The organism is Vitreimonas flagellata, from assembly GCF_004634425.1.
Taxonomy (GTDB): domain Bacteria; phylum Pseudomonadota; class Alphaproteobacteria; order Caulobacterales; family Aquidulcibacteraceae; genus Vitreimonas; species Vitreimonas flagellata.
Window position 1 is genome coordinate 235,911 of sequence record NZ_SBJL01000005.1, and the last position, 25,799, is coordinate 261,709.

A 25,799-nucleotide genomic window follows, 5' to 3' on the forward strand; every position below is an offset into this window, starting at 1 on the left:
GAACGGCGCATGAAGCGAGTCCACCGCATGTCGAGGAGCCGGCCGAACCAGGCCGGGGGCCGTGCGCCGCCTGCGCCTGAGGAGAGAATCCTGGAGCTGACGGCTGTCGGTTCGCGCGGCGACGCCACCGCCGAAGGCGGCGCGGGGCTGATCTATGCGCCGTTCGCGCTGCCGGGGGAGAAGGTCCGCGCGCGCGTCGTCGGCGACCGCGCCGAGGTATTGGAGGTGCTTGAGCCCAGCGCCGAACGCCAGGCGCCCGCGTGCCGGCATTTCGGGCGATGCGGCGGCTGCCAGCTGCAACATTGGCAGGACGCGCCCTATCTCGATTGGAAACGCGCGCAAGTGCAGGACGCGCTCCACAAGCGCGGCTTTGGCGCCGTGCAAGTCGAGCCCACCATCGCGGCTTGGGGCGCAGGCCGCCGTCGCGCTGCGTTTCACGCCGCGCGCTTGGGCGGGCAAGTCCGCATCGGCTTTATCGAACGCGGCGGCGCCAAGCTCACGCCGATCAGCCAATGTCCAGTGCTGGCGGCGCCCCTCGAAGCGCTGGCGCTCAAACTGGGTCCGCTCGCGGAAATGACGCTGCCGCAGCGCGGCGAGATCACGATCCATTGTTTGCTCACCGACACCGGCATCGATGTCGCCGTGAAAGGCGCAGGCCGCGCGGAGCTTCTCCATCGCGCTGCACTCGAAGCGTTGAGCGCCATTGCCAACGAACTCGACCTTGCACGCCTCTCCATCGACGGCGAACCCATCGTCGAGCGCAAGAAGCCGCTGCTGCGCATGGGTAAGGCGATGGTCGCGCCGCCGCCGGGCGCATTCCTACAACCCACCGCCGCTGGCGAGGAAACACTCGCTCGCCTCGCGCTCGACGCCGTCAAAGGCTCGAACCGCGTCATCGATCTCTTCTCCGGCATCGGCACCTTCGCGCTGCGCATCGCCGAGCATGCGGAAGTCGTCGCCGCCGAAACCGACAATGAAATGCTGATCGCGCTGAAGAAGGCGTCGGACGGCGCAGGCGGCGCGTTGAAAGAGGTGAACACGCTACGCCGCGATCTGCTGCGCACGCCGATCTCCGCGCTCGAAATGAAAAAGTTCGACGGCGCCGTCATCGATCCCCCGCGCTCAGGCGCGCGTCTGCAAGCCGAGCAAATCGCGCGCGCGCCGATCCGCAAGCTGGCCTACGTCTCCTGCGATCCAGCGTCGTTTGCCCGCGACATCAAAGTGCTGATCGAGCACGGCTTCACGCTGACGCATGTGACGCCCGTCGATCAATTCCGCTGGAGCCCGCACACGGAAGTGGTAGGGGCCTTCGAGCGATGAAAAAGATCACGCTGCTCGACCGCCGCAAAAAGCCAAAAGAGCCGGACGTCATCGCGCCGGAATTTTGGCGCACCAAGACGCTGGCGCAGATGAACGAAGCCGAGTGGGAAGCGCTCTGCGACCGCTGCTCCAAATGCTGCGTCATCAGCCTTGAAGATGCTGACAGCGGCGAACTCTATCGCACCGATGTGTCATGCAAATTGTTCGATACCGCCGCCTGCCAGTGCAGCGATTACGCGAATCGCAAAAAGTATGTGCCCGATTGCGTGAAGCTCACGCCCAAGAGCGTGCCCAAGCTCGATTGGTTGCCGCATACCTGCGCTTATCGGCTCGTCGCCGATGGCCGCGATCTCTATTGGTGGCACCCGCTGATCTCAGGCACGTTCGAGAGCGTGCACATCGCCAACGCCTCGGCCAAAAACAAAACCCGCCCCGAAGGCCGGCTCAAAACGCCGGGCCTAATGAAGCGCATCATGAAATGGCCCGAACCTCTGGAAAAGCCGCCGAAAGGTTGGCGCAAGGCCAAAACGTCGCCTCGACGCGACGGCGCGGACGACTAATATCTCCCCCATGAGCTTGATGCGCGACATTGGCCGCGCGCGTTACGCCGCCGCTCAAGGCGCGCGCGTGGCCTGGTATCTCAGCCAGTATCTGCTGGCGCGCCGCATATCCGGGCCGTTCGACCGACCGGGCGAGGCGAAATTCAAACCGCAAGCCGAGAGCGGTGATCCAACGCGCATTCGCGCCGCCTTCCTCGATCTCTTCGCCAAGGATCGCGCCAATATCGAAGCGGGGCTCTATCCCGCGCCGCAAGATGTACGGCTTGAGCGCGCCATCAGCGCGATGCGCAATTCAGTGAATTTCTTTCGCGATTTGCCGAAGGTCGATCAGCGCCGGCTTGAGCGCCACGGCACAGAAGTGCGTGCCCAGGCCAAAGGCGACGGCCGCTATCCGACGTATTATTTGCAGAACTTCCACTACCAAACCGATGGCTGGCTCAGCGCCGATAGCGCCAAGCTCTACGACACGCAGGTCGAAATTCTGTTCGGCGGCGCGGCCGATGCGATGCGGCGCATCGCGATCGGTTCACTTGCGCGCGGCATCCGCGGCACAGATCAGCGTCGCGTGAAGCTTGTCGATCTCGCCTGCGGCAATGGTCGTTTCTTGCGCCAGGTGCTCTCCGCGTACCCGCGCATCAACGCCAGCGGTCTCGATCTCTCGCCGGCCTATTGCGAAGAGGCACGCAAGCGATTGAGCGACTGGAGCCAGGTCGAGATCATCAATGGCGCAGTGGAGCAGGCGCCGTTCGAGAATGCGAGTGTGGATGCGGCAACCTGCGTCTATCTCTTCCACGAATTGCCGCCGCGCGTGCGTCGGGATGCGGCGCGCGAGATCGGCCGCATCGTGAAACCAGGCGGCGTCTTCGTGCTGGCGGATTCAATCCAGACCGGCGACACCGCCGATCTTGATCAGATGCTCGAATATTTCCCGATCGGCTTCCACGAGCCGTATTACGGGACGTATTTGAATGAGGATTTCACTGCGATGTTCGCCGAGCACGGCTTCGAAGTGGAGCAGAAGGAAACCGCATTTCTCACCAAGGTGACGCGCTTCCGTAAGCGCTAGAATCCTTGCCATCCGACACGGGCACGGCCTCGGCATAAACCGGCTCAGCGTCGTAAGGCTCTTGCGCGTAGGCATCGTCGGCGTACGCCGCATCATCTGAAGCGCTCGGCAACGCCGAGTACATTTCCGCAATCTCGCGCCGCAATTCCTCTTCGGTCGGCCGGCGATAGGCGCTGAATTGCGTGTTCGTGGAGTCCGCTGCGCCGGCCAATTCGTCAGCCGCGTAACTGGTGTATTCGGCGTCGGTCGCGAATTCCTCGTCCCATGTGCGCGGGTGCGCTTGTGGCGCGAGGCTATCGCTCAGATCACGCGCGGCGACTTTGAAGAAGTTCGGCGTGTCCGCGTGCGCGCCGCGCTCGGTGGAGGGCAAGTCGAAGCCGCCCGTGACGAGCACATCCGATGCGGCGACCACGCCGATAGCGATCGCGCCGAACACGGCGCAGGCGAGCAGGCGTTCTTTCAAGACAGGGCGGTGTTCGAGCATGACCGTGGTCTCCGCCCGAAAAACAGAGCAGAGCGCCAGCAGTTCCGCGCTGAACTGAAATCAGAGCGGCTGAGCCTTGCCGGACTGGGTTTCCAGCGTCGCGGCCAGCGCATCCGGCTTGTCCGCATCGCGCGTGATCCCGTCAGCGAATGGCTCATACGCCGCCAATACCGTGTCCGGGCCGCCGAGCAGTGTTTCCGTGGTGAAGCTGTAATCAATCGGCGCGATCTCGATCCAGGCCTCGTCCTCTGCGTTCTGCGTGGGCGCCAAAGGGCCGGCGCGAACAACCAGTTCGCCGCGCGTTTGCGTTTGGCTTAATTCCATCGCGTAAGCCACGCCGCCTGGATTCCAGTCCGGGCCGCCCGTGATCACATAATCGACGCCGACGGCGGTAAACGCGAAGATCGCGGCGAACACAGCCGATGCTTTGCTGCGTTCGCGATTGGCCGGCACGGCCCAGAACGCACGCACTTGGCGCTGCACGTGCCGCGCGGCCGCGCGTGCGCGCACAAGCGGTTTGCGCGGGAGGCTGATGCGCTCAAACATGGACGGCTCCGGCGGCTCAAACCGTTTCGGCGTCGCACGAATTTCGCGCAACGCGTGATTTTTCTACGCGCATTCGCGCGCGAAGCCAAGAAGCGCCGGATTATGTCCCTGTAACGGTGCGTTCGCCTTGCTGCGAACGCACCGTCGGGAGCTTACTGCGCCGGTGCGGGCGGGAGCGTATAGTCGACGACGGCGCCTGGCCCCAGCGGCAGGTCAACATATACCCAAGCGAAGGTGAGGCCCACGCCGACGATCAGTATCCACATCGAATACGGCAGCATGGTCGCCGTCAGGCTGCCGAGGCCGAAATCGGTCCGCCAACGCTGGCAGAACGTCAGCACGAGCGGGAAATAGACCATGAGCGGGGTGATGATGTTGGTGGCCCCGTCGCCGACGCGATAGGCGGCGGTGGTCATTTCTGGGCTGACGCCCAGCAGCATCATCATCGGCACCAGCACCGGCGCCATCAGCGCCCATTTCGCGCTGGCCGAACCGACGAACAAATTGATCAGCGCCGTGAACGCCACGATCAGCACCAGCAACGCCGGCAACGGCAAGCCTGAATGCTCAATCGCCGCCGCACCTTGCACCGCAAAGATGAGGCCGAGGTTGGACCAATTGAACATGGCCACGAAGTGCGCGGCCGCGAACGCGAGTACGAGATAATAGGAAAGGTCGCCCATGGCGCCCGCCATCATCTTCACCGCGTCGCGATGGTTTTTCACCGTCCCGACGGCGGCGCCATAAGCCCAGCCCGCCGCCAGGAAGAGCACGAAGAAGCCCGCCACGAGTGATTGGTAGAAGGGCGTTAGCCGCGCTTCGGGGATTGCCGCTTCTTCATCGATCAGCGGCGTGCCCGGCATGAATACGAACGCGGCCCAGAGCGCCACCACGAGCAACGCCGCAAGACCAGCGCGACCAAGGCCCTTCTTTTCGTCAGCATTCAGCGGCGCATTTGCGTCGCCCAGATTCTGCATCGCTTCGCCGTCCGGCGTTGCGTAGCGCTTCAGGCGCGGCTCGATGATCACGTCCGTTACGAACCAGATCACCGGCAAGAACACGAACAGCATCGCGGCAATGAAGAACCAATTGCCAGCGATATTGGCGTCCCAACCGGGCGCCAATTGTTCGGCGGCGGTTTCCGTAATGCCGAACAGCAGCGCGTCGAGCTGGCCGGGCAACAAGTTCGCGGAGAAGCCGCCCGAAACGCCCGCGAATGCCGCTGCAATGCCGGCGATCGGATGGCGCCCGGCCGCAGCGTAGAGCACCCCCGCCAGCGGGATCAGCACAACGTAAGCGGCGTCCGCGGCGAGGTTGCCCATCATCCCGACAAATGCGACCGCCGGCGTCAGCAAAAATTTGGGCGCATCCTTCACGCCCGCGCGCATCGCGCTCGCGAACAGCCCCGAGCGTTCGGCAACGCCTGCGCCCAGCATCACCACCAGCACATAGCCCAGCGGGTGGAAGTGCGTGAACGTCGCCGGCATCTCCACCCAAAGGCGGCGAATGTTCTCCGGCGAAAGCATGCTGGCGGCGGTGATGGTGACGGGCTGGCCGCTCTCATCCAATTGCGTGGGGTGTTGTGCGGAATAGCCAAAGGCGGCCGCGATCGCCGAGCCGGCGATCAAAATACCGATCAGCCAGAAGAAGATGAAAACCGGATCGGGCAGTTTGTTGCCCGCGCGTTCGATCAGGCCAAGAATGCCCTTCTGTCGCTCCTGCGTCGCTTCCGCCATGTCGCTGAACCTCTCCCACAAGCGAGCGCCGTGCGCCCAGCCGTCCCTTGGCGGTAGGAATTGGCGGCAAAAGCCAGGCAAGGCAAGCGCTTAAGGCGGGCTAGTTCCGTGTCCCGCCAGAGCGGGCGCCACGCGTTCGTCTTGGTTGAGCGTCGGCAAATAGCGCGGTGGCATGCGTGGCTGAGCGCTCTGCTCGTAGGCGTAGGCGTAGGAAAGTAATTGCGCTTCCGTCCAGGCGGCGCCGACAAAGGAGAGCCCGACGGGCAAGCCATCGACCAGGCCCATCGGTACGGTAACGTGCGGATAGCCGGCTACAGCGGGAAGCATGCTTGCGCCGCCGCCGACATAATGGTCGCCATTGACGACATCGTTGGTCCAGGCGGGCCCGGTTGTTGGCGCGATTAGCGCATCGACGCGATTGCTCCCCAGCATCGCATCGATAGCGGAGGAAGCCGCTGCGACCGCGCGCCGTCGCGCCGCCTGATAATCGGCATTGGCCAACCCGCCGCTTGCCTGCGCCGCTTCGAACAAGTCCTGGCCGAAGAACACCGTTTCCGCCGGCGTGTTGGCGTTGAACGCAATCACATCGGCGAGTGTGCGGGTAACGACGCTGTCCGGCGTTGTCGCCAGATAAGCGTCCAAGTCTGAGCGAAGCTCGGCCAAAAGTACTGTGAACTCATCTTGGCCGATGCTGTCCCAGCCCTCTGGCGCGGCTTCGATCTCGACGATCTCGGCGCCAGCTGCGCGAAGTTCGCTAAGTGCTGCTTCAAAGCGGCGATCCACGCCGGCGTGGAAGCCAGCGGCAAAGCGCATCACACCCAGACGCCGTCCGCGGAGTGCGTTGGCGTCGAGTGCGGCGCTGTAATCTTGGCGTAGATTGTCGGCCGCGGCGGTCGCAGCGTCATTCGGATCCGTGCCCGCCATGGCGGTGAGGAGGATCGCGACGTCGGCGACGGAACGGCCCATCGGGCCCGCTGTGTCCTGCGTGTGGCTGATCGGGACGATATGGGTGCGCGAAACCAGGCCCACGGTCGGCTTGATGCCGACAAGTCCGTTCACGGACGAGGGGCAAACGATCGAACCGTCCGTCTCGGTGCCGACGGCGATGGCGGCGAGGCTCGCCGCGATTGCCGCGCCAGAGCCTGAAGATGAACCGCAGGTGTTGCGATCGAGCGCGTAGGGATTGCGCGTCAGGCCGCCGACGGCGCTCCAGCCGCTGACGGATGCGGAGGAGCGAATGTTCGCCCATTCCGACAAATTGGTTTTGCCGAGAATAATTGCGCCAGCCGCGCGCAACCGCGCCACGAGCGGCGCGTCGCGGTTGGTGATGTTGTTCGCCAGCGCCAAGGAGCCAGCCGTTGTCGGCATCGGATCGGCGCTTTCGATGTTGTCCTTCAGCAGGATCGGGATGCCGTGCAGGGGCCCGCGGACACGGCCGGCGGCGCGCTCTGCATCGAGCGCGCGGGCTTGCTCAAGCGCCTGCGGGTTGAGCGTGATCACGCTGTTGAGTGTGGGGCCTGCATCATCAATCGCGGCCATGCGGTCGAGATAGGCTTGCACGAGTTGCTCGCTCGTGACGGCGCCGGAGTCCAAATCAGCGCGCAATTCCGAGATAGAGCGCTCTTCGACATTGTAGCTGGGCGCGGGCGGCGTACACGCTGTCAGAACCAAGGCGACGCAGACCGCCAGCAGCTTACGCATAATCTTCTCCCGATTATCGCCCAGTCTGCCCGCGATGGCGCAACTTTGCGTCTGCCAGCACGCAGGCGAGCATCGCCTCCGCCACGGGCGCTGCACGAATGCCCACGCACGGATCGTGACGGCCCTTGGTCATCACCTCGGTGTTCGCGCCATCCTTCGTGATCGAACGCCGCGGCGTGAGGATGGAGGAGGTGGGCTTGATCGCGATCCGCGCCACGATCGGCTGGCCCGTCGAGATGCCGCCCAGCACGCCGCCGGCGTGGTTCGACAAGAACAGCGGCTTGCCGTCATTGCCGGCGCGCATCTCGTCGGCGTTCTCGACGCCGGTCAGTTCAGCCGCTTCGAACCCCGCGCCGATCTCAACGCCTTTGACGGCGTTGATGCTCATCATTGCGCCCGCGATCTCGGCGTCGATCTTGCCGTAGATCGGCGCACCCCAACCGGCCGGCACGCCTGTCGCTTCGACCTCGAGAACGGCGCCAACGGAATTGCCGTCCTTGCGCGTCTCGTCGAGCAGGGCTTCCCATTCTTTCGCAGCCGCTGCATCGGGCGACCAGAACGGGTTGTTTTCAATCTCATTCCAATCCCAGCGCGCGCGATCAATCTTCACTTTGCCGATCTGCACGAGGGCTGCGCGGATGGTGATCTCGTCGCCCAGTATCCGCCGCGCCACTGCGCCAGCAGCAACACGCGCCGCCGTCTCACGCGCGGACGATCGCCCGCCGCCGCGATAATCGCGCACGCCGTACTTCGCGTCGTACACATAGTCCGCGTGGCCGGGCCGATACGTGTCGCGGATATCGCCGTAATCCTTGCTGCGTTGATCGGTGTTTTCGATCAGTAGCGAAATCGGCGCGCCGGTCGTCACCGGGCCTTCGGTGCGATCATCCTCAAACACGCCGGAGAGGATCTTCACTTCGTCCGCTTCACGCCGCTGCGTGACGAAGCGGCTCGTACCGGGCTTACGCCGGTTCAGCCAATACTGAATATCGGCGACCGACAAAGGCAGACCGGGCGGGCAGCCATCGACCACGCAGCCCAACGCCGGCCCATGGCTTTCGCCCCAGGTGGTGACGCGGAAAAGGTGGCCGAACGTGTTGTGGGACATCGCGTCCCGTCAGTGACACAAGCTGCCAGCGCGGGCAACGCCGCTCACTTCGCCGGCGCCAGCCGCGTGCCCAATTCGGCGCTGTCGCGCACAAACCAGACATCTCGCCCGCGATTAGATTCGCGCACGAAATCAGCCAGCGGCTGCGATGCTTCCACGTGCCCCGAAATGTCGCCAAGGATCGCGACGCGCAGCCGATAGTTAACGAACTTCTGGATGAAGTGGCCGGCCTTGCGCGTGCTGAGCTGGAAGAAATCTGAACTCAACCGCTCCGCCGGAATGGCGACCAGGCGCGCATCCGAACTCAAAGCTTCGGTGATCAGATCCGTCGCGTCGCGCTCGCTTTCAAGCGCTGCGCCACGATGGCTGATCTCGGCGACCCGTTCGCCGTGCAGAGAATAGACGATCATATACCCTCACATTGCGCCAATTGCGCAAGCGCAGCCTCAACCACGGGGCGGGCAGCCTCCATGTCGAGATGCGCTAATTCTTGAATCGAATGCCTGCGTCCCGCTTCGCGCGCGACCAGGTAGCCGACATAATAGCCAAATCGGGGCGGCAAGCGCTCATTCAAGCGGCTGAAGCTAAAAAGTGCGGCAAGGTCGGCGCTAGCGCTGGAGTCGAGGCGCGCGCGCACGGTGCAGACCGCTTCAGTCAGATCGGCGTTCACGGCGGCCGGGATGTCTTCCGGCGTCGTCAACAGCAATTGCGCGTCCGTGGCGTCCGGATTGAGTTCCCGCGCAACATGCACGGCAAGACCTTCGCTCCAGAGCGAGCACCACACTTCCGCGCATTCCTGGAACGCCCGCTGGTGGTACACATGGAAGAGCTCGTGGTGAAAGAATGCCTCTACGTCGTCATTGGGGTGCACGCGGCCCATCACGTCAGCGCCGAATATCAGAACCACTCCGTTGCTGAAGCTGCGCGTGCCGCCATCCATTTCACCGAGCGAATGCAGCAGATAGACGTCGCCGAATTCGCCGATGTCGGGGAAGGCGCGCGTGAAACTCGCATAGGCCGGATCGAGCAGCGCGACGAAAGACGCCGAGCGGCTGAGATAGGCCTCGCGTTCGGCTGGAAAGCGCTCGATCGCGCGCCCGATACGCGCATCGTATTGGCCCTGCGTGATCGTGCTGAAGCGCGCACGCCCGTAAAAATCTGGAAACAATGGGGCCACGTCGGTCTTGAACGCTTTGACGCGCACTTCAACCGGCATGCCCTCGGTACGATCATAGGCGGCGACAAATTCGTCGGTGAGATCGGTCAATCGGTAAGGCTGCGCGGCGGCCGTCGCACCAGCAAGAGCGACTATGGCGCTTAGCGCCGATAAGAACCAATTCATGGAAATCCCTCCCTTATCTTTGGGATGCGGCGCTAGGCGCATTCGGATGCGCGCGTGGGCGTGCTAGGAGAGGTGCAGGAGCCGCCCTTGTCCAACGATCTGATCCCGCCGTCGCCGAAATACGATCCCGCCGCCCAGCCGCCGCCGGACGACGCGACCTTGTTTGCGGAGAGCGAGCCGTTTGAACTGTTTGCGCGGTGGTTCAAGGAGGCCAAGGACAAGGAGCCCAACGATCCGAACGGCATGGCGCTCGCCACCGCGGATGCTTCTGGCTTTCCCGACGTGCGCATGGTGCTCCTGAAGGATTTCGACAATCGCGGTTTCGCCTTCTACTCGAACGCCGAAAGCGCCAAGGGCCGCCAGCTTGAAGTCAATCCACGCGCGGCCGTGGTGTTTCACTGGAAGAGCCTGCGCCGCCAGGTGCGCGTGCGCGGTCTGATCGAGCGCGTGTCAGCGGAAGAATCCGACGCGTATTTCCAAAGCCGCGATCGCGGCGCGCGACTGGGCGCGTGGGCGAGCCAACAATCGCGCCCGCTCAAAGATCGTCTCGCGCTCGAAAAGCGCATCGCTGAGTTTGCCGCTAAATACGGCTTGGGCGATGTGCCGCGTCCGGAATATTGGGGCGGCTACCGGCTCGTTCCGCTCGCGATCGAATTCTGGCGCGACCGGCCGTTCCGTTTGCACGACCGGCTCGTCTTCACGCGCGACGGCGCCAATAGCTCTTGGTCCAAATCTCGCCTCTACCCTTAACGCTTCTTTCAATCGCCAAGGCCGAGTTTGGGGCATTCCAGACTCATGGAGGCGCGGGCGGTGCGCGGTTTTGACAGGGCGGTGGCGGCGCTGATGCTGCGGGCGATGCCGACCATGCCGCCCACGCATGAGAAGCGCCTCGTGCCCGCCATCGACGACGCCAATCGCGCCCAGCTCGACCGCAACACCATCGCACATCAGCGCGCGGCCCTCGTCGCTTCGCTTTGGCCCGAGCCCACGCGCCAATGCGTAGCGCGCCCGGTTTTTGTGCAATTCTCCGCACCGGCGATCTTTGGTCTCGTGTTTCACTTCGGCGCGCCATCCCGTGTCGACGCACGGGCGCTGCAAGCGCGCCTGAACGCCGTTTATGGCGCGGCGAAAGCGCCCATCGCCCCCAAAGTCGTGCCGGAAACCGCCAAAGCGGCCTGACGCAGCGTTTGCCTTGTCCGCGCTGGATTGCTTTAGTGCCTCCAAACAGAAGTGTAGGGAGGCGTGAAGACAATGCTCGGGCTCATGCAGAATTGGCCGCTGACGGTCGACAAGGTCCTCGACCACGCGAAGGCTAATTTCCCGCGCCGCGAGGTCGTCACGCGCAGCGTCGAAGGCCCAATCTCACGCACCACGTACGGCAATATCTGGCGCCGGGCCAAGCAGGTCACCAACGCGCTGCAAGAGCGCAGCGTGCAGATGGGCGATCGCGTCGCCACGCTCGCCTGGAACACGGAGCGCCACATCGAAGCCTGGTACGGCGCGATGGGCATGGGCGCTGTGCTGCACACTGTGAACCCGCGTCTTTTCCCTGAACAGATCGCGTGGATCATCAATCACGCCGAAGACAAAATCCTCTTCTTCGACACCACGTTCGCGCCGCTCGTTGAAAAGATCGCGCCGCTGCTAAAGACGGTGCAGACCTATGTCGCCTTCACCGATCGCGAGCACACACCAAAATCTGCCGTGACGCATTTCGTGGCGTACGAGGATTTCATCCACGGCCATGCGCAAGAGGCGATATGGGGCGGCTTCGACGAAAACACCGCGGCTGGCCTTTGCTACACTTCCGGCACCACGGGCGATCCCAAGGGCGTGCTCTATTCCCACCGCTCGAACGTGCTGCACGCAATGGCCGCGAATTCCACCGACGTGTTTGGTTGCGGCGCCAGCGACGTCGTCATGCCGATCGTGCCGATGTTCCACGCCAACGCATGGGCGATCTCGTTTGTTGGCCCGATGTGCGGCGCCAAGCTCGTTATGCCGGGCGCCAAGCTCGATGGCCCGAGCGTCTATGAATTGTTGGAGACTGAAGGGGTCACCTTCACCGCCGCGGTGCCCACCGTGTGGCTCGGGCTGCTCGCCTTCCTGCGTGAAAACAAGCTGAAGCCGACGACGTTGAAGCGCGTCGTCATCGGCGGCTCGGCCGTGCCGGAAGCGGTGCTGCGCGCCTTCGAAGAGGATTACGGAATCGAGGTTCTGCATGGCTGGGGCATGACCGAGATGAGCCCAATGGGCACGGTCGGCAAATTGCTGCCCGATCACGCCGCGTTGGATCATGAAGCGCAGATCAAAACCAAGCTGAAGCAAGGCCGCACGCCGTTTACCGTCGAGATGAAGATCGTCGACGATGCGGGTGTCGAGAAACCGCACGACGGCAAAACCTTCGGCCGCTTGTTGGTGCGCGGGCCGTCCGTCGCGCGCGCCTATTTCAAGAACGCCGGCGCCAAGAACGAGAAGGGCGAATGCCTGGAGCCATGCGGCTTCTTCGATACGGGCGACGTCGCCACTATCGATGAGCTCGGCATCATGCAGATCACCGATCGCGCCAAGGACGTCATCAAGTCCGGCGGCGAATGGATCAGCTCGATCGACATCGAGAACATCGCTGTCGGCGCCGAAGGCGTTGCGAACGCCGCCGTGATCGGCGTGCTGCATCCCAAATGGGACGAGCGCCCGCTGCTCATCATCGAGCCCAAGCCCGGCGCGCAGCCGACGCGCGAACAATTGCTGGCCTTCCTCGACGGCAAGATCGCCAAATGGTGGACGCCGGACGACGTCGTGTTCGTGGAAAAAATTCCGCTCGGCGCCACCGGCAAGATCAACAAGCTGGCGCTGCGTGAGACATTCAAGGATTACAAACTGCCCAGCGCGCAGGCGGCGGAGTAACCCGCCGCTAACTGCGTTTTGTTCCCGGCGTAAGCGCATCCTGCACCAAAGCGACCCCATATAGGGTCGTATGAGTATCCGTTATCTGCTTTGGCGTGGATTGGGCGGTGTGGTTGGCGTGAGCGCGCTGATCAGCTTGGCCGCCGCGATCGGCGTGTTTGTCACACGCTTCGATCTGATGCCGCGCTAGCAAAAACGGCTCCGATTTCTCGGAGCCGCTTCTTACCCTTGCATCTGGCATTGCTGCTGTCTGCTTAGGTCCGGAGTGAACGGGCGAGCGGCGCTTTCGTTCCCACAAAAAGTGAAAGTTCCTACGCCCTTTCGTCTAGCGCGCCTTGGCGATGTTCGGCGTTCGCGGTGCGGCGCATATTTTGCAGCACGGAGGCTGTAATGCGTTACCAGATCGAATTTCTCCGCCGGCCCAGCGACGAGGATTCCGTGTGCCTCACGCGCGAGCCCGACGCCCGCGATCTGCGCATTGCCGAGTTCCAAGCCCAAGCCTGGTCAGCGCAAGCCCAAGCCGCGCACGGGGCGCGCGCCTGGCAAATCCGTGACCTCGACAAGAACGGCCGCATCGTCAGCGTCGAACTCTTCGACGGCGCAACGCAGCGCGTCCACTAAACCCGCTTCAGCCAATATTCATTGTCCACGCACGGCGGCCCGTCGCAACCGACGCGGCCCAAGTCCACCAAGCGAATGATGTGCGCCAGTACCGAATGACACGCGGCAGGATGCAGGCGCTTGTCCACGTCGGCGTACATTTCTGTGACCATGTCCTTGATCAGCCGCTTGCCGCTTTCGAGCTGCGCCACGATCTGCGCCTCGCGCGCCATGCGGTGCGCGAGATAGGCATCCACGAACGGCCGCACTTCGCGCACGGGCGGGCCGTGCGTGGGCCAAAGCGTGTCGTAATTGCGGTCGCGCACTTTCTCGATGCTTGCGAAATACGCGCTCATGTCGCCATCGGGCGGGCCGATCACAGTGGTGGACCAGCCCATGATGTGGTCGCCGGGGAAGAGGGCGTTTTCTTCGATCAAAGCGTACGCCATGTGGTTTGAGGTGTGGCCGGGCGTCGAAACCGCTTCGATGGTCCAACCCGGACCGCTGAAGCGTTCGCCATCTTTCACGTCGAGATCAGGCATGAAGATGTGATCATCGCCCGCTTCCAAGCGCAGCTCGTCGCAGTCGCTAGGCTTCGGCAATTCGCTGCTCGCATACACTTTGGCGCCCGTCGCGCGCGCCAGCGGGTGAGCCGCGGGGCTATGATCCATGTGGCGATGCGTGACGAAGATGTGCGTGACGCGCTCGCCTTCGACGGCGCGCAACAACGCTTCGATGTGTCCGGGATGATCGGGGCCGGGGTCAATGATCGCCACGTCGCCGCGGCCGATGATGTAAACGCCGGTGCCGAAATACGTGAAGGGGCCCGGATTATTCGCTACCAAGCGCCGGATCAGCGGACTGACTTGCTGCGCTTCCTCGTAGGTGAATTCCATCTCGCGGACAAAAGGGATATTGGCCGCCATGTAGTCATCACCTCAATTGCCAGCGCCCCGCACGAAATCGCGGAACGCTTTCGAAAGCCTACGTGTAGCTACGATCTTGTCAGGCAAGTTCAAGCCGATCGGCGGGCCCATATCCGTCTTGTTTGCATCGACGATATAGAGTTTGCCGTCGGTACGGTCGCGGAGCACGTCCACGCCGCCCCATTCCAAACCGATCTCGCGCGTGAACGCGGAAATCTGTTCGATCTCTTCGGCTGTGAACATTTCCTCCGGGGTGCGCAGCTGCACATCCACATTCGTATTGAGGAAGCGCTTGGTTACTTCGCGGCGCTTAATGAACACAACGACCGGCTTGCCGCCCACTGTAGAGGTGCGCAAATCCTCGACCAGATTGAGATCGGACGGCATGCGGTTATCGACAACGCGCTGGTAAACGCGGCCAGGCACAGGCTTCGTCGGGCATTGTACGATACGGCCATCGTGCGCCGCGTTGATCTCGGACTTCTCCACCGCCAGGCCGGTGAAGGTCACCGGATCGACCGCGAGCGTGTTGCCGAAGGCCGCGGCGCACGCTCGCGCGACGTTCGTTTTCGAGACATCGCGGCACGTGAAGTTCACCAGTTTCGCATTCGCCTTCAGCTTCGTCGGCGGATCGTTCGGGCTGTAGGTCGCGTCCTCAAAGTGCATCACGACGTCGGCGTCGGCGGCGTCCTTAACGTACTTGGCGCCCGCGGCGCGTGAGACAGCCCAGATCAAATACCAAGGCCGCGCCCGCTCAGGTGCGAACGTAATCTTGAAGTGCGGCTGCATCGGTTCGATGCGTTGCGCTGCAAAGAAATAGCGAAACCACGCCGTGACCTGCGCGATCACCGATGGTGAATAGGGCACGTGCGCGCCGGTCTTGCGCACCTTCAAGCCGGTTAACCCGAACTCGAAGTCCTTCAGCCAAACCTTGCCGGAGGTCTGGAAGACGCGTGGCGTAGCATCCGTCACGAGCGCGGCCCGTGCTTTGCTTGGGAGGGCTGCATGGAAGCAGCAATCGCCCTCTGCCTGTTCGCATTGGATCGCGTGCGCACTGTGCTGCTCGCCCTGTCCCTGATCGTTTTGATGAAACTTGCCTGGGTAATGATTACGCCGCCGCCGGCCTAAGGTTTCGGCGCTAGTGCATCAAGCGCCCCCCGCGCCCCAGCCAAGTCGTATCCTGCCTTTGCCGCCAAGGCGATAACCTCGTCCGGGGTCTTGTTCCCGGCCAGAGCCTCCGCCATCGCCCACGCCATTATTGAGCGGCGGCCGGTTCGGCAATAGGCCAGAACAGGCCCAGGGGCGGCTTCGATGATTTCGGCGGTTTCCCCCACGGCCGCGGGCGGGGGCGGGCCGGTAAAGGGTAGGGCGTGGAATTTGAGGCCCGCGGCCTCGGCCGCCGCCTGAATCTCCGCCAGCTTAGGTTGATCGGGGTCCTCGCCTTCGGGTCGATTGATAACGAGCACTTTGAACCCGTCGGCCGCTGCGCGCGAAATATCATCCAAAGTCACCTGTCCGGCGACGGCGAAGTGCGGTGTAACGCGATGGAACTCAGTCATGTCGCACACACGTTGACACGGCTTGCCTGGGAAGCAAGGTTTCGCGCACTTCACGTAGCCGCTGCTTCGGCGCTGTCAGGACGTTGGGATGCTGGTTCAAGCCGTCAGGCGCCTTCTTTTTGCGATCCCGACGCTCCTCGTCATTATCGCGGCGGCTTTCACCTTGATGCACATGGCGCCGGGCGGGCCGTTCACGAAAGAACGGCAGATGCCGCCCGAGATCGAGCGGCGTCTGCTGGCGGAATACAATCTCGATAAGCCGATCCACGAACAATTGGGCCTCTACATCGCCGGGCTTGCCCAGGGCGATCTCGGGCCCTCGATGGCCTACAAGGATAAGGACGTCATCGACATCATCGCCGAAGGCGCGCCGACGAGCGCGATACTCGGCTTCAGCGCCATGTTCTTGGCGTTGTTCGTCGGCGGCTCTTTGGGCGTGCTGGCCGCGCTTCGACAAAACAAGGTGCAGGATTACGCCGTCATGGCGATCGCCATAGCCGGGGTCTGTTTGCCGCCGCTTGTGGTAGGACCGGTGCTGCAATTGGTGCTGGGCGTGCAGCTGCAATGGCTGCCCACGGCCGGCCTCTATCGCGACCAATACGCGCTTCCATACCTCTTCTTGCCGGTGCTCACACTCTCGCTGCCGCTGATCGCGGTGATCTCGCGCCTGATGCGCGCCTCCATGATCGAGGCGCTGCGCTCCAACGCCATCCGCACCGCTCGCGCCAAGGGCCTGCCGGAAATGCAGGTGATCTTAAAACACGCGCTGCCGATCGCGCTTTTGCCTATCGTTTCGTACGCTGGCCCGGCGCTCGCTGGCGTCATGGCCGGCTCGTTCGTGGTCGAAACCGTTTTCCAGTTGCCGGGCATCGGCAAGCAATTCGTCATCGCCGCCCAGCAGCGCGATTACACGATGGTGATGGGCGTGGTGCTCATCTATTCCTTCCTCATCATCGTGCTGAATTTGGTCGCTGATCTGCTCTACCGCGTGCTCGATCCGAGGTCCCGCACATGACCGATTTTCTCATCGATGACGCCGCTCCGCCGCGTGCGCTGAAAGGCCGCTCGCTCTGGGAAGACGCGCGCCGTCGTCTCATGCGCAATCCTGCCGCGGTAGCGAGCCTTTACGTGGTCGCGCTGCTGGTGCTGATCGCGATTTTCGGTCCGTTCCTGTGGGTGCACAAGTACGACACGATCTTCCGCGAGAGCGTCGGCATCGCCCCGACATTTGAGAATATGCATCTCTTGGGCACCGACACCGAAGGCCGCGACATGGTCGCGCGCGTGATGTTCGGCTTGCGTATTTCACTACTTGTGGGCTTCGCCGCGACCGCTGTGGCGCTCACGATCGGCGTGCTCTACGGCGCGATCGCCGGCTTCGCCGGCGGCATCATTGACGATCTGATGATGCGCTTTGTCGACGTGATGTACTCCATTCCGTTCGTGTTCTTCGTCATCGTGTTGATGACCGTGGTCCAGCTCGATAGCCCGGTGCTGAACCTTGTGCTCGTTTTCTGCGCCATCGGGGCAGTGGAATGGTTGACCATGTCGCGGATTGTGCGCGGCCAAACCATTGCGCTGCGGCGCAAGGAATTCGTGGAAGCCGCACGCGCATCGGGCGCCAAGCCCTTGCAGATCGTGTTGCGCCACATCGTGCCGAACGTGCTTGGGCCCGTAGTCGTGTTCGCGACGTTGAACATTCCCGTGATCATCCTCGCCGAGAGCTTCCTCTCGTTCATCGGCCTCGGCGTACAGGAGCCGCTGAGTTCGCTGGGCAGCTTGCTCGCGCGCGGCACCGGCCAGATGCAGGCGCCGTGGATGCTGATCGCGCCATCGGTGACGATGCTGATCACGCTGCTGGCGCTCAACTTCCTGGGCGACGGCCTACGCGACGCCCTCGACCCGAAGGAGCGGTGACATGACCTCCAAACCCTTCTGGACCAACCGCCGTTCCCTTCTCGTCGGCGCAGGCGGCCTGACCGCCGCCGCCTCGCTCGGCGCCTGCGGCAACACCCGCATCATCGGCTTCGACAAAACCACGCGCACGCTCGACATCTGCAATCAAGGCGAGCCGCTGTCGCTCGATCCTCACAAGGCCTCCGGCCAGTGGGAGAACAACATCATCGGCAATATGTTCGTCGGTCTCACCACCGAGAACGAAAAGGCCGAACCGATTCCCGGCATGGCCGAGCGCTGGGAAGTCAGCGAAGACGGCCGCACCTGGACCTTCTTCTTGCGCCAAGCGACCTGGTCCGATGGCGAACCGTGCGACGCGCACGATTTTGAGTTCGCCTATCGCCGCATTCTCGATCCCAACAATTTGGCCGAGTACGCCTCGATCCTGTATCCGATCAAGAACGCGGAAAAGGTGAACTCAGGCGAATTGCCGCCCGATCAAGTCGGCGTACGCGCGCTCGACGACCTCACGCTCGAAATTCAGCTCGAACATCCGGCGCCGTATCTGCCGGAAATGCTGATGCACTACACGTCGTACCCGGTGCCCAAGCATATCGTGGAGCGCTACGGCGACGATTGGGTGCAGCCCAACCACATCGCCGTCAACGGCGCCTTCAAGCTCGTCAAATGGTGGTCGAACTATATCGTCCACCTTGAGCGCAACCCGGCCTTCTTCGACGCCGAAAATGTCGCGATGGAAAATCTCTATTTCTACCCGGGCAACGATGTCAGCGCCTCCGCACGCAAAGTGATGAGCGGCGAGGCGGGCTGGTCGACGCGTTTCCCGTCCAACCAGGTTGAAGAATTGCGGCGTGCGCTGCCAGGTTTCGTGCGCGTCGCGCCATACCTCACGTGCAATTATTTCTCGTTCAACATGACGAAGCCGCCCTTCAACGACATGCGCGTGCGCCAAGCCCTATCGATGGCCTACGATCGCGATTGGGTCGCGAACAATATCTATCGCACGGGCGAGCAGGCGGCTTACAAATTCGTCCCGCCCGGTATCGCCAATTATCCCGGCACGGCGCGCTATCGTTGGGCCGATCAGCCGATCGAGCAACGCCGCGAAGAAGCGCGTCGCTTACTCACTGCCGCCGGTTACGGTCCCAACAATCCGCTGCGCTTCGAATTCTCGCACCGTAACACCAGCGACAACCCGCGCGTCGCCGTCATCGTGCAAAGCAATTGGCGCGAGATCGCGCCTTGGGTGACGGTGGAGCTGCGCGGCACGGAAACGCAGGTGCATTACGCCAATCTGCGCGCCAAGAATTTCGACGTCGGCGACGGCGGCTGGATCGCCGATTACAACGACGCGAAAATCTATCTCTATTTGCTCGAGACCCGCACCGGCTATCAGAACTACCCCGGCTATTCGAACCCGGAATATGACCGCCTCGTGCACTCATCCGATTTCGAGATGGATGCGGCGCGCCGTGGCGAGATCATGTCGCAAGCTGAGCAGCTCGCTCTCGATGAAGCGCCCATCTGCATGAGCGTCTTCATCAATTCGACCAATCTCGTGCACCCCGATCTCACCGGCTACGAAGACAATCTCGGCGACTACCACCGCGCCCGCTGGTTTGGGATTCGCACTTGATTTCGGCCCGTCGGCGCCTCGCCGACGGGCCGACGCATCAAGCTGGCTGTTCCATCACCGGCGGTGGAAACGGCCCGCCAGCTTCTTCCGCGCCAATCGCCTTGATCGCGAAAGCGTAATCGTGTGCGAGCTCACGCAGGAACTCGAAGCGGCCCGCCGAGCCTGCGTGGCCTGCGCCCATGTTCATCTTCAGCAAAACAGGCCGGCCGCTCGTCGTGTGCGGGCGTAGCTTCGCCACCCACTTCATCGGCTCCCAATAAGTGACGCGCGGATCGGTCAGACCGCCCGTCGCCAGCACGGCCGGGTAGGGCTTCTGCGTCACGTTCGTGTAAGGGCAATACGAGGCGATGTAATCATACGCCTCCACGCTCTCCAGCGGATTGCCCCATTCGGGCCATTCCGGCGGCGTCAGCGGCAGCGAAGTGTCGCTCATCGTGTTGACGACATCCACGAACGGCACGCCGCCAATCACGCCCGCCCACAGATCAGGCCGTAGATTGTTGATGGCGCCCATCAGCAGGCCGCCGGCCGAGCGGCCCTCGCACACAATGTTGCCCGCGCGTCCATAGCCGCGCGAAATCAGCTCTTCCGCGCACGATACGAAATCCGTGAACGTGTTGCGCTTGGTGAAGCGACGACCATCCTGGAACCAGCCGAAGCCCATTTCCGAACCGCCCCGCACGTGCGCGATCGCATAGACCCAACCACGATCGACCAAGCTGAAGCGTCGGATCGAGAAATCCGCGTCCATCGAAATGCCGTACGAGCCATAGCCGTAGAGATAAAGCGGGGCCGAGCCGTCGAGCGGCGTGCCGCGCTTCATCAGCACCGTGATCGGCACGCGTTTGCCGTCGCTGGCCGTGGCGAAGAAGCGGCGTGCTTCGTACGCAGCCGGATCGTGGCCGCTCGGAATTTCCTGCGTCTTGCGCAGCACGCGCGTGCGTGCTGCCAGATCGTAATCGTACGTTTGCAGCGGCGTCGTCGGTGAATCATAGACGAAGCGCTGGTTGGTGGTGTCGAACTCATAGCCGCCGACGAGTTCGAGATTGTAAGCCTCTTCCTCCATCGCGATCGTGTGTTCTTCACCGGCGCGATGGCGCACAACGATACGCGGTAGCGCGTTGATACGTTCGGCGCGGACGAGATAATCCTTCGTCGCGCCTAGGCCCAGAATGTAGCGGCCTTCCTGATGCGCGATGAAGTCACGCCATTGCGCGCGCGCCGTGCGGCCGGGCTCGGCGATCATCACTTTGAAATCGACTGCGCCATCGGCGTTGGTCAGTACGTACCAGCGGCCATTCCAATGCGTCGGCGTATAGAGCAGGTCCTCTTCGCGCGCGGCGAACAAAGTCGGCGCCGCTGTCGGGTCCGAGGCCGGGATCGTGTAGATTTCCGATTGGCTGCCATTGCCGGCATAGAGCACGATGAATTCGTGGCTCTCGGTGTTGCCGACGCTCAGGAAAAAGCCGTCATCCGGCTCGTCATACACAAGCGTATCTTCGCCGCCGCGCGCAGGGCGGCGGAAGATGCGCGCGGGGCGCCCGTTATCATCGCGGAAGGTCCAGAAGATAAATTGCGAATCCGGCGACCAGCTGAAATCGCCGGTGCAATTGGCGATCGGATTGGCGAGCGTGTCGCCCGTGGCTAGGTCCTTTACGAAGATCGTGTAGATTTCTGAGCCTTGCTCATCGACCGCGTACGCATAGAGCGCGTGATCCGGTGAGTGCGCGCCGGCGATCACTTTGTAGAACGTCTTGCCGCGCGCTTGCTCCTCGACGTTGATCAGCACCTGCTCCGGGCCTTCTTGGCCGCGTGGCTTACGCGCATGGATCGGGTGCTGCGCGCCCGTCTCGAAGCGGCGATAATATTCCCACGGACCATCCGCGGCCGGCACGGTGGAATCGTCTTCCTTCACGCGCCCGCGCATCTCTTGATAGAGCCGCTCCTGCAGCGCCGCCGTCGGCGCCATCACCTGCTCGCGATACGCGTTCTCGGCATCGAGATGCTCGCGAATGTCGGCGCGCAGCAGAGAAGGATCGCGCATCACCTCCTGCCAATTGTCGTCCTTCATCCAGGCGTAATCATCGGTGCGCACGCGCCCCAATTGTTCGATGCGCTTGGGGTCGCGACGGGCGATCGGTGGTGTGAGGCTCATTGCGGCATCCGTGGTTGCGCAAGCGGGGAGGAGGGCGAGGGCCGGTAGAGCGGCGCTGGCTTGGAGGAGTTCACGTCTATTCATGTCCGCCAGTTCGGGGAAGCCCGGCGGCGGCGTCAAGAATATTACGACAGACGCAACAGCAACGCTGTCGCATCATCGCTTTTCTTGAAGCGCGGATGCAGCGTCCCGCCCGAATCTTGAGCTTCGATCTCGCGCAACTCACGCCCAAGTTCCTGCAGGCCCTTGTCCAATGCGGCACGCACCAGGCCGGCGGCGTCATAAGCGCCATATTGATCCGTCAGCGCCGCAAACCCGTCCGTCATCAACAGCACATGCGCTGGCCGTGCGAGCTTGAACGACCACGCCCGCGCATGATCGGCGCACTTTGGATCGATCCCGAAGGTCCAATGCGCGCCATCTTGGTTGAGCGCCGCGCGACCACGTCGCAGCATCTCAATCGTCGCCGTGCGCTCCAGCAACGGCTTGTCCGCGTCCGTCTGCTGCGCCGCCGCACGCGTCTCAGCCTCGCGGCCCGCCGTTGGCCCGCCCGCACTTTGCACACCGCCATCGGCGTCCAACGCAAAGACCCGACTATCGCCAAGATCGATGCCGGCGACGCCATCGGCGGCTTCTTCAACCATCAACAGCGACGAAATCGGCGATTGCCACCGCTCAAACGCGCGCCCAGTGAGCAATGCCGTGAACGCAGTCTTGGCCGCCACGCTCGCTCCACGCACGGCGTCACGCATGTCGCCTGCGTCAGCCGCATACAATCGCGCGTTCGCGAAATGCGCGATCCAACTCGCGTCCGACTTCCAACCCGTCAGCGGTTCGCCGTGCAAATCCGTCGCGCCGTCCAGCACCCAAGCGCGAGCACCCAGGAAGCCGCACGCATCATCGTTCTGCTTCGCACGATCGCCCGCGAGCGAGATGCTTTCGACGAAGGTCAGCATCAGCCGGGATAGAGCAGCGAGACCGTTTCCGCGACGCAGGCCGGGCGCTCCTGGCCTTCAACCTCGATCGTGCATTGATTGATCAGCTGATAAGCGCCCGCGCGCATCTCGCAAGCCTCAAGCTTCACGCGCATGCGCACCCGCGCGCCCACCGGCACCATGTTGGTAAAGCGCACCTTGTTGCACCCGTAATTGATGCCGCGGCTGACGCCCGTGTAGGTCACGATGTTCTTGGCCAAGAGCGGCACCAGCGACAGCACCAGATAGCCGTGCGCGATCGGCGAGCCCAATTCCTTGGTCGCCCGCTCGACGTCCACGTGGATCCATTGGTGGTCGCCCGTCGCGTCCGCGAAACGATTGACCCGGTCCTGGGTGATCTCCAGCCATTCCGACACGCCCAATTCCTGGCCCACCAGGCTCGGCAATTCCGACAACGCCACTTCGCGCATGAGTTCGTCTCCTCGTCGCCGCGATGGGTAAAGCCGGGGGGCGGGCTTGTCGAGTTGCCGTCACGTTCTCCTGGACGCGGTGTGCAGCTTCTGTCGCAGCCGCCTTTGCCCCATAGGCCAAGCGCCCCAATTGCCCCCCATCGCGACACAGGTTATCCGCTGCTTCCCATGTCCCTAGACCCGCTCGCGCCAGGAACACTGGCCCTCGCCGAAGAATTCGGTCTCTCCCGCGACGAATATGACCTCGTCCTGGAAAAGCTCGGCCGCATCCCGAACGTCACCGAACTCGGCATCTTCTCGGTGATGTGGAGCGAGCATTGCTCCTACAAATCCACGCGCGTGCATTTGGCGAAATTCCCGACCAAGGCGCCGCACGTAATTTACGGGCCCGGCGAGAACGCGGGCGCCATCGACATCGGCGAGGGGCTGGCCGCCATCTTCAAGATGGAGAGCCACAACCACCCAAGCTTCATTGAACCGTTCCAGGGCGCGGCCACCGGCGTTGGCGGTATCCTGCGCGACGTGTTCACGATGGGCGCGCGCCCGGTTGCTATCATGAACGCATTGCGCTTCGGCGAGCCGGATCATCCGAAGACGCGCAAGCTCGTCGACGGCGTCGTCAGCGGCATCAGCTTTTACGGCAATTGCGTCGGCGTGCCGACTGTTGGCGGCGAGACCAATTTCGACGCCCGCTACAACGGCAACATTCTGGTCAACGTGTTCTGCCTCGGTATCGCCGATAAGAACAAGATTTTCACCAGCGCCGCCAAGGGCGCGAACAATCCTGTCGTCTATGTCGGCGCCAAGACCGGCCGCGATGGCATTCACGGCGCGACGATGGCGAGCGCTGAATTCGTTGAAGGCGAGGACGGCCTGCGCCCCACCGTGCAAGTCGGCGATCCCTTCCTCGAAAAGCTGCTCATTGAAGCGTGCCTCGAATTGATGGCGACGGACGCCATCATCGGCATCCAAGACATGGGCGCCGCCGGCCTCACGTCGTCATCCGTTGAAATGGCCTCCAAAGGCGAAGCCGGCATCTTGCTCGATCTCGACCAAGTGCCAGCGCGCGAAGAGGGCATGACGCCGTACGAATTCATGCTCTCGGAAAGCCAAGAGCGCATGTTGATGACGTTGAAGCCCGGCCGCGAAGCCGAAGCCAAAGCGATCTTCGAGAAATGGGGCTTGGACGCGGCCGTCATCGGCCACACCACCGACACCGGCAATCTCACGCTCCGTTGGCACGGCCAGATCGTCTGCGATATTCCGCTCGGGCCACTCGCCGACGAAGCGCCGAAATATGAGCGCCCGTATGTGCAGCCGCTTAAGGCCATCCCGCTTACTGAAGGCGAACAGAAGCGCCTCTCGGAAGATTATCCGGGCTTCGCGTCGTCGTTGTCATCGCTGCTCTCGCAACCGGATCAAGCCTCGAAGCGCTGGATTTGGGAGCAATACGACCGCCACGTCCAAGGCGACACATTGGCCGATAGCGGTAGCGACGCCGCCATCGTGCGCCTCTACGGCTCGCGCCGCGCGCTCGCCATGACGTGCGATGTCACGCCCCGCTACGTGGAAGCCGACGCGTACGAAGGCGGCAAGCAAGCCGTCGCCGAGGCCTGGCGCAATCTCAGCGCCGTCGGCGCGCGCCCGCTCGCCGTCACCGACAATCTCAATTTCGGCAATCCGCAGCGCCCCGAAATCATGGGCCAGATCGTGCACGCGATCGAAGGCATGGCCGAAGCCTGCCGCGAGCTTTCGTTCCCGGTGATCAGCGGCAACGTCTCGCTTTATAACGAGACCAACGGCCAAGCCATTTTGCCGACGCCCGCGATCGGCGGCGTCGGCATCATCGACAATCTCGAACGCCGCGCCACCGCCGATGCGCTGAAAGCTGGCGACACGCTCGTTCTGATCGGCGAAACGCACGGCCATCTCGGCCAATCGATCTACGCACGCGATCTCTTCAAGCTCGGCGGGGCCGCGCCACGCGTCGATCTCGCGCTGGAAAAGAAGAACGGCGATTTCGTTCGCGGCTTGATCGCGGATGGCACAGTCCGCGCCGCGCACGATCTCTCCGACGGCGGCGTCGCACTCGCGGCCGCTGAAATGGCGCTCGGCGCCGACGTCGGCGTGCAGCTCGGCTACCAGGGCGATCTCACCGACGCGCAATTCCTCTTCGCCGAGGATCAAGCGCGCTATCTGATCGCGCTGCCCTCGCAGAAGATCGACGATCTCGACCGCCGCGCGCGTGCGGCGGGCGTCGAATATCTCATCGTCGGCGAAGCTGGCGGGCGCGAGATTTCCTATCTCGGTTCAAGCGGCCAACGCGAACACGTCAACATCGCCGAACTCCGCCACGCCCACGAAAGCTGGCTGCCCACCTATATGAAGAAGGCGCACTAAGCTCTATCCTCATCCTCCCCGCATGCGGGGAGGAGGTGTGCGTTGGCCTATCACCATCGCCTGCAATCACGAGGGCTCGGGCGGAGATTGGCCCTCGCCGATTTCGCCGCGCTTGGATTGGAGATTGTTGAGCACGATGGCCGGCCAGCGGCACGCACGGCGGCGGGCTTTGATATTCACGAAGCGGACGAATGGTTCGCCGAGCGCCTGAGCGAACCCCAGGTCGTCGCATTGGTGCAGATTGCCGAACGTCTGGACGCGGACGTTATCGGCGACGAGGGCGAGGTTTGCAGCGTTGTGAATGGCGCGCTCGTCGAGCGTAATTCGACCAAAGCGCAGTCGCCGCGCTCACTCTGGTTGCAACGCAATCGCTGGGCCATCATCTATGCATCGATCTAGGCGGTGATATTGCTTGTCGCCTTGCTTCGCCG

Annotated in this window: 26 protein-coding genes; 13 read left to right on the forward strand and 13 right to left on the reverse strand. The window is 63.0% G+C overall.

Going from position 1 to position 25,799, the window contains the following annotated elements; all coding sequences use genetic code 11:
* The first annotated feature begins 27 nt into the window (after positions 1-27).
* From EPJ54_RS19150 to EPJ54_RS19160, 3 genes are read left to right on the forward strand one after another with little or no spacing between them, the layout of a single operon-like run.
* A complete protein-coding gene (locus EPJ54_RS19150) occupies positions 28-1,320 on the forward strand; it encodes a class I SAM-dependent RNA methyltransferase (protein WP_167755852.1) in 1,293 nt (430 codons plus the stop codon).
* Positions 1,317-1,880, forward strand: a complete 564-nt coding sequence (locus tag EPJ54_RS19155; protein ID WP_135213375.1) for a YcgN family cysteine cluster protein — start codon at positions 1,317-1,319, stop codon at positions 1,878-1,880. Before EPJ54_RS19150 ends, EPJ54_RS19155 begins: the two co-directional genes overlap by 4 nt.
* Positions 1,881-1,890: 10 nt before the next feature.
* Positions 1,891-2,946, forward strand: a complete 1,056-nt coding sequence (locus EPJ54_RS19160; protein ID WP_135213376.1) for a class I SAM-dependent methyltransferase — start codon at positions 1,891-1,893, stop codon at positions 2,944-2,946.
* On the opposite strand, the gene EPJ54_RS19165 is transcribed toward EPJ54_RS19160, so the two are convergent.
* The 7 genes from EPJ54_RS19165 to EPJ54_RS19195 form a co-directional block, all read right to left on the reverse strand.
* A complete protein-coding gene (locus tag EPJ54_RS19165) occupies positions 2,915-3,430 on the reverse strand; it encodes a hypothetical protein (protein WP_135213377.1) in 516 nt (171 codons plus the stop codon). The genes EPJ54_RS19160 and EPJ54_RS19165 overlap by 32 nt on opposite strands.
* A gap of 60 nt (positions 3,431-3,490) precedes the next feature.
* Positions 3,491-3,976: a hypothetical protein gene (locus tag EPJ54_RS19170; RefSeq protein ID WP_135213378.1), complete on the reverse strand. Its 486-nt coding sequence runs from the start codon at positions 3,974-3,976 to the stop codon at positions 3,491-3,493.
* 152 nt (positions 3,977-4,128) lie between these two features.
* Positions 4,129-5,712 (reverse strand): AbgT family transporter, encoded by a 1,584-nt coding sequence (locus EPJ54_RS19175; RefSeq protein ID WP_135213379.1) that lies wholly within the window; start codon positions 5,710-5,712, stop codon positions 4,129-4,131.
* 90 nt (positions 5,713-5,802) lie between these two features.
* A complete protein-coding gene (locus EPJ54_RS19180) occupies positions 5,803-7,413 on the reverse strand; it encodes an amidase (RefSeq protein WP_135213380.1) in 1,611 nt (536 codons plus the stop codon).
* A gap of 13 nt (positions 7,414-7,426) precedes the next feature.
* Positions 7,427-8,521, reverse strand: a complete 1,095-nt coding sequence (gene aroC / locus EPJ54_RS19185; RefSeq protein ID WP_135213381.1) for a chorismate synthase — start codon at positions 8,519-8,521, stop codon at positions 7,427-7,429.
* Between the two features lie 44 nt (positions 8,522-8,565).
* On the reverse strand, positions 8,566-8,931 hold the full coding sequence (locus EPJ54_RS19190; RefSeq protein ID WP_135213382.1) for a DUF4180 domain-containing protein: 366 nt from the start codon (positions 8,929-8,931) through the stop codon (positions 8,566-8,568).
* Positions 8,928-9,863, reverse strand: coding sequence for a DUF2268 domain-containing putative Zn-dependent protease (locus EPJ54_RS19195; protein WP_135213383.1), 936 nt, complete (start codon positions 9,861-9,863; stop codon positions 8,928-8,930). Before EPJ54_RS19195 ends, EPJ54_RS19190 begins: the two co-directional genes overlap by 4 nt.
* A gap of 87 nt (positions 9,864-9,950) precedes the next feature.
* Here EPJ54_RS19195 and pdxH point away from each other — a divergent pair, with 87 nt between their 5' ends.
* The 4 genes from pdxH (at position 9,951) to EPJ54_RS19215 (ending at position 13,391) form a co-directional block, all read left to right on the forward strand.
* Positions 9,951-10,613 carry a pyridoxamine 5'-phosphate oxidase gene (gene pdxH, locus EPJ54_RS19200; protein WP_135213384.1) on the forward strand — a complete coding sequence of 221 codons (663 nt, stop codon included), beginning with the start codon at positions 9,951-9,953 and terminating at the stop codon, positions 10,611-10,613.
* Positions 10,614-10,673: 60 nt separating this feature from the next.
* A complete protein-coding gene (locus EPJ54_RS19205) occupies positions 10,674-11,042 on the forward strand; it encodes a hypothetical protein (RefSeq protein ID WP_135213385.1) in 369 nt (122 codons plus the stop codon).
* A 72-nt stretch (positions 11,043-11,114) separates the two neighbouring features.
* Positions 11,115-12,770 (forward strand): long-chain-fatty-acid--CoA ligase, encoded by a 1,656-nt coding sequence (locus tag EPJ54_RS19210; protein ID WP_135213386.1) that lies wholly within the window; start codon positions 11,115-11,117, stop codon positions 12,768-12,770.
* 390 nt (positions 12,771-13,160) lie between these two features.
* Positions 13,161-13,391, forward strand: a complete 231-nt coding sequence (locus EPJ54_RS19215) for a hypothetical protein (protein WP_135213387.1) — start codon at positions 13,161-13,163, stop codon at positions 13,389-13,391.
* Here the strand turns inward: EPJ54_RS19215 and EPJ54_RS19220 are convergent.
* Both EPJ54_RS19220 and EPJ54_RS19225 read right to left on the reverse strand, forming a co-directional pair.
* Positions 13,388-14,296 (reverse strand): MBL fold metallo-hydrolase, encoded by a 909-nt coding sequence (locus EPJ54_RS19220; RefSeq protein ID WP_135213388.1) that lies wholly within the window; start codon positions 14,294-14,296, stop codon positions 13,388-13,390. The two genes, EPJ54_RS19215 and EPJ54_RS19220, sit on opposite strands and share 4 nt — an antisense overlap.
* 12 nt (positions 14,297-14,308) lie before the next feature.
* Positions 14,309-15,268 carry a hypothetical protein gene (locus tag EPJ54_RS19225; protein WP_135213389.1) on the reverse strand — a complete coding sequence of 320 codons (960 nt, stop codon included), beginning with the start codon at positions 15,266-15,268 and terminating at the stop codon, positions 14,309-14,311.
* A gap of 33 nt (positions 15,269-15,301) precedes the next feature.
* Between EPJ54_RS19225 and EPJ54_RS20300 the strand changes: the two genes are divergently transcribed.
* A complete protein-coding gene (locus tag EPJ54_RS20300) occupies positions 15,302-15,424 on the forward strand; it encodes a hypothetical protein (protein WP_275574770.1) in 123 nt (40 codons plus the stop codon).
* Here EPJ54_RS20300 and EPJ54_RS19230 read toward each other — a convergent pair.
* Positions 15,421-15,855: a protein tyrosine phosphatase family protein gene (locus EPJ54_RS19230; RefSeq protein WP_135213390.1), complete on the reverse strand. Its 435-nt coding sequence runs from the start codon at positions 15,853-15,855 to the stop codon at positions 15,421-15,423. The genes EPJ54_RS20300 and EPJ54_RS19230 overlap by 4 nt on opposite strands.
* An 88-nt stretch (positions 15,856-15,943) precedes the next feature.
* Here EPJ54_RS19230 and EPJ54_RS19235 point away from each other — a divergent pair, with 88 nt between their 5' ends.
* Genes EPJ54_RS19235 through EPJ54_RS19245 form a run of 3 tightly spaced genes read left to right on the forward strand, consistent with a single transcriptional unit; the run spans position 15,944 to position 19,408 of the window.
* Complete coding sequence (locus EPJ54_RS19235) at positions 15,944-16,870, forward strand: ABC transporter permease (RefSeq protein ID WP_135213391.1); 927 nt, start codon at positions 15,944-15,946, stop codon at positions 16,868-16,870.
* Positions 16,867-17,772: an ABC transporter permease gene (locus EPJ54_RS19240; RefSeq protein ID WP_135213392.1), complete on the forward strand. Its 906-nt coding sequence runs from the start codon at positions 16,867-16,869 to the stop codon at positions 17,770-17,772. Before EPJ54_RS19235 ends, EPJ54_RS19240 begins: the two co-directional genes overlap by 4 nt.
* Position 17,773: 1 nt before the next feature.
* The gene (locus EPJ54_RS19245) at positions 17,774-19,408 is read left to right on the forward strand and encodes an ABC transporter substrate-binding protein (protein ID WP_135213393.1); all 1,635 of its coding nucleotides are present in this window, start codon (positions 17,774-17,776) and stop codon (positions 19,406-19,408) included.
* 37 nt (positions 19,409-19,445) lie between these two features.
* Here EPJ54_RS19245 and EPJ54_RS19250 read toward each other — a convergent pair whose 3' ends face one another.
* The 3 genes from EPJ54_RS19250 to EPJ54_RS19260 are packed head-to-tail and all read right to left on the reverse strand — an operon-like array spanning position 19,446 to position 22,968.
* Positions 19,446-21,647 carry a S9 family peptidase gene (locus EPJ54_RS19250; RefSeq protein WP_135213394.1) on the reverse strand — a complete coding sequence of 734 codons (2,202 nt, stop codon included), beginning with the start codon at positions 21,645-21,647 and terminating at the stop codon, positions 19,446-19,448.
* 41 nt (positions 21,648-21,688) lie between these two features.
* Positions 21,689-22,519, reverse strand: coding sequence for a protein phosphatase 2C domain-containing protein (locus EPJ54_RS19255; RefSeq protein WP_135213395.1), 831 nt, complete (start codon positions 22,517-22,519; stop codon positions 21,689-21,691).
* Entirely contained in the window at positions 22,519-22,968 is a 450-nt protein-coding gene (locus tag EPJ54_RS19260; protein WP_135213396.1) for a MaoC family dehydratase, read from the reverse strand. Before EPJ54_RS19260 ends, EPJ54_RS19255 begins: the two co-directional genes overlap by 1 nt.
* Before the next feature lie 168 nt (positions 22,969-23,136).
* Here EPJ54_RS19260 and purL point away from each other — a divergent pair, with 168 nt between their 5' ends.
* Both purL and EPJ54_RS19270 read left to right on the forward strand, forming a co-directional pair.
* Positions 23,137-25,368: a phosphoribosylformylglycinamidine synthase subunit PurL gene (gene purL / locus EPJ54_RS19265; RefSeq protein WP_135213397.1), complete on the forward strand. Its 2,232-nt coding sequence runs from the start codon at positions 23,137-23,139 to the stop codon at positions 25,366-25,368.
* Between the two features lie 42 nt (positions 25,369-25,410).
* A complete protein-coding gene (locus EPJ54_RS19270) occupies positions 25,411-25,767 on the forward strand; it encodes a hypothetical protein (RefSeq protein WP_135213398.1) in 357 nt (118 codons plus the stop codon).
* Positions 25,768-25,799: the final 32 nt, after the last annotated feature.

Excerpts from the sequence above, each read along its gene's own strand:
- EPJ54_RS19245 (WP_135213393.1), top strand. The coding sequence starts at position 17,774 with ATGACCTCCAAACCCTTCTGGACCAACCGCCGTTCCCTTCTCGTCGGC.
- EPJ54_RS19260 (WP_135213396.1), bottom strand. The coding sequence starts at position 22,968 with ATGCGCGAAGTGGCGTTGTCGGAATTGCCGAGCCTGGTGGGCCAGGAA.
- EPJ54_RS19240 (WP_135213392.1), top strand. The coding sequence starts at position 16,867 with ATGACCGATTTTCTCATCGATGACGCCGCTCCGCCGCGTGCGCTGAAA.
- EPJ54_RS19160 (WP_135213376.1), top strand. The coding sequence starts at position 1,891 with ATGAGCTTGATGCGCGACATTGGCCGCGCGCGTTACGCCGCCGCTCAA.
- EPJ54_RS19220 (WP_135213388.1), bottom strand. The coding sequence starts at position 14,296 with ATGGCGGCCAATATCCCTTTTGTCCGCGAGATGGAATTCACCTACGAG.
- EPJ54_RS19150 (WP_167755852.1), top strand. The coding sequence starts at position 28 with ATGTCGAGGAGCCGGCCGAACCAGGCCGGGGGCCGTGCGCCGCCTGCG.
- EPJ54_RS19165 (WP_135213377.1), bottom strand. The coding sequence starts at position 3,430 with ATGCTCGAACACCGCCCTGTCTTGAAAGAACGCCTGCTCGCCTGCGCC.
- EPJ54_RS19155 (WP_135213375.1), top strand. The coding sequence starts at position 1,317 with ATGAAAAAGATCACGCTGCTCGACCGCCGCAAAAAGCCAAAAGAGCCG.
- EPJ54_RS19180 (WP_135213380.1), bottom strand. The coding sequence starts at position 7,413 with ATGCGTAAGCTGCTGGCGGTCTGCGTCGCCTTGGTTCTGACAGCGTGT.
- aroC (WP_135213381.1), bottom strand. The coding sequence starts at position 8,521 with ATGTCCCACAACACGTTCGGCCACCTTTTCCGCGTCACCACCTGGGGC.
- purL (WP_135213397.1), top strand. The coding sequence starts at position 23,137 with ATGTCCCTAGACCCGCTCGCGCCAGGAACACTGGCCCTCGCCGAAGAA.
- EPJ54_RS19210 (WP_135213386.1), top strand. The coding sequence starts at position 11,115 with ATGCTCGGGCTCATGCAGAATTGGCCGCTGACGGTCGACAAGGTCCTC.
- EPJ54_RS20300 (WP_275574770.1), top strand. The coding sequence starts at position 15,302 with ATGGAAGCAGCAATCGCCCTCTGCCTGTTCGCATTGGATCGCGTGCGC.
- EPJ54_RS19195 (WP_135213383.1), bottom strand. The coding sequence starts at position 9,863 with ATGAATTGGTTCTTATCGGCGCTAAGCGCCATAGTCGCTCTTGCTGGT.
- EPJ54_RS19250 (WP_135213394.1), bottom strand. The coding sequence starts at position 21,647 with ATGAATAGACGTGAACTCCTCCAAGCCAGCGCCGCTCTACCGGCCCTC.
- EPJ54_RS19170 (WP_135213378.1), bottom strand. The coding sequence starts at position 3,976 with ATGTTTGAGCGCATCAGCCTCCCGCGCAAACCGCTTGTGCGCGCACGC.
- EPJ54_RS19235 (WP_135213391.1), top strand. The coding sequence starts at position 15,944 with ATGCTGGTTCAAGCCGTCAGGCGCCTTCTTTTTGCGATCCCGACGCTC.
- EPJ54_RS19175 (WP_135213379.1), bottom strand. The coding sequence starts at position 5,712 with ATGGCGGAAGCGACGCAGGAGCGACAGAAGGGCATTCTTGGCCTGATC.
- EPJ54_RS19190 (WP_135213382.1), bottom strand. The coding sequence starts at position 8,931 with ATGATCGTCTATTCTCTGCACGGCGAACGGGTCGCCGAGATCAGCCAT.
- EPJ54_RS19255 (WP_135213395.1), bottom strand. The coding sequence starts at position 22,519 with ATGCTGACCTTCGTCGAAAGCATCTCGCTCGCGGGCGATCGTGCGAAG.
- EPJ54_RS19230 (WP_135213390.1), bottom strand. The coding sequence starts at position 15,855 with ATGACTGAGTTCCATCGCGTTACACCGCACTTCGCCGTCGCCGGACAG.
- EPJ54_RS19215 (WP_135213387.1), top strand. The coding sequence starts at position 13,161 with ATGCGTTACCAGATCGAATTTCTCCGCCGGCCCAGCGACGAGGATTCC.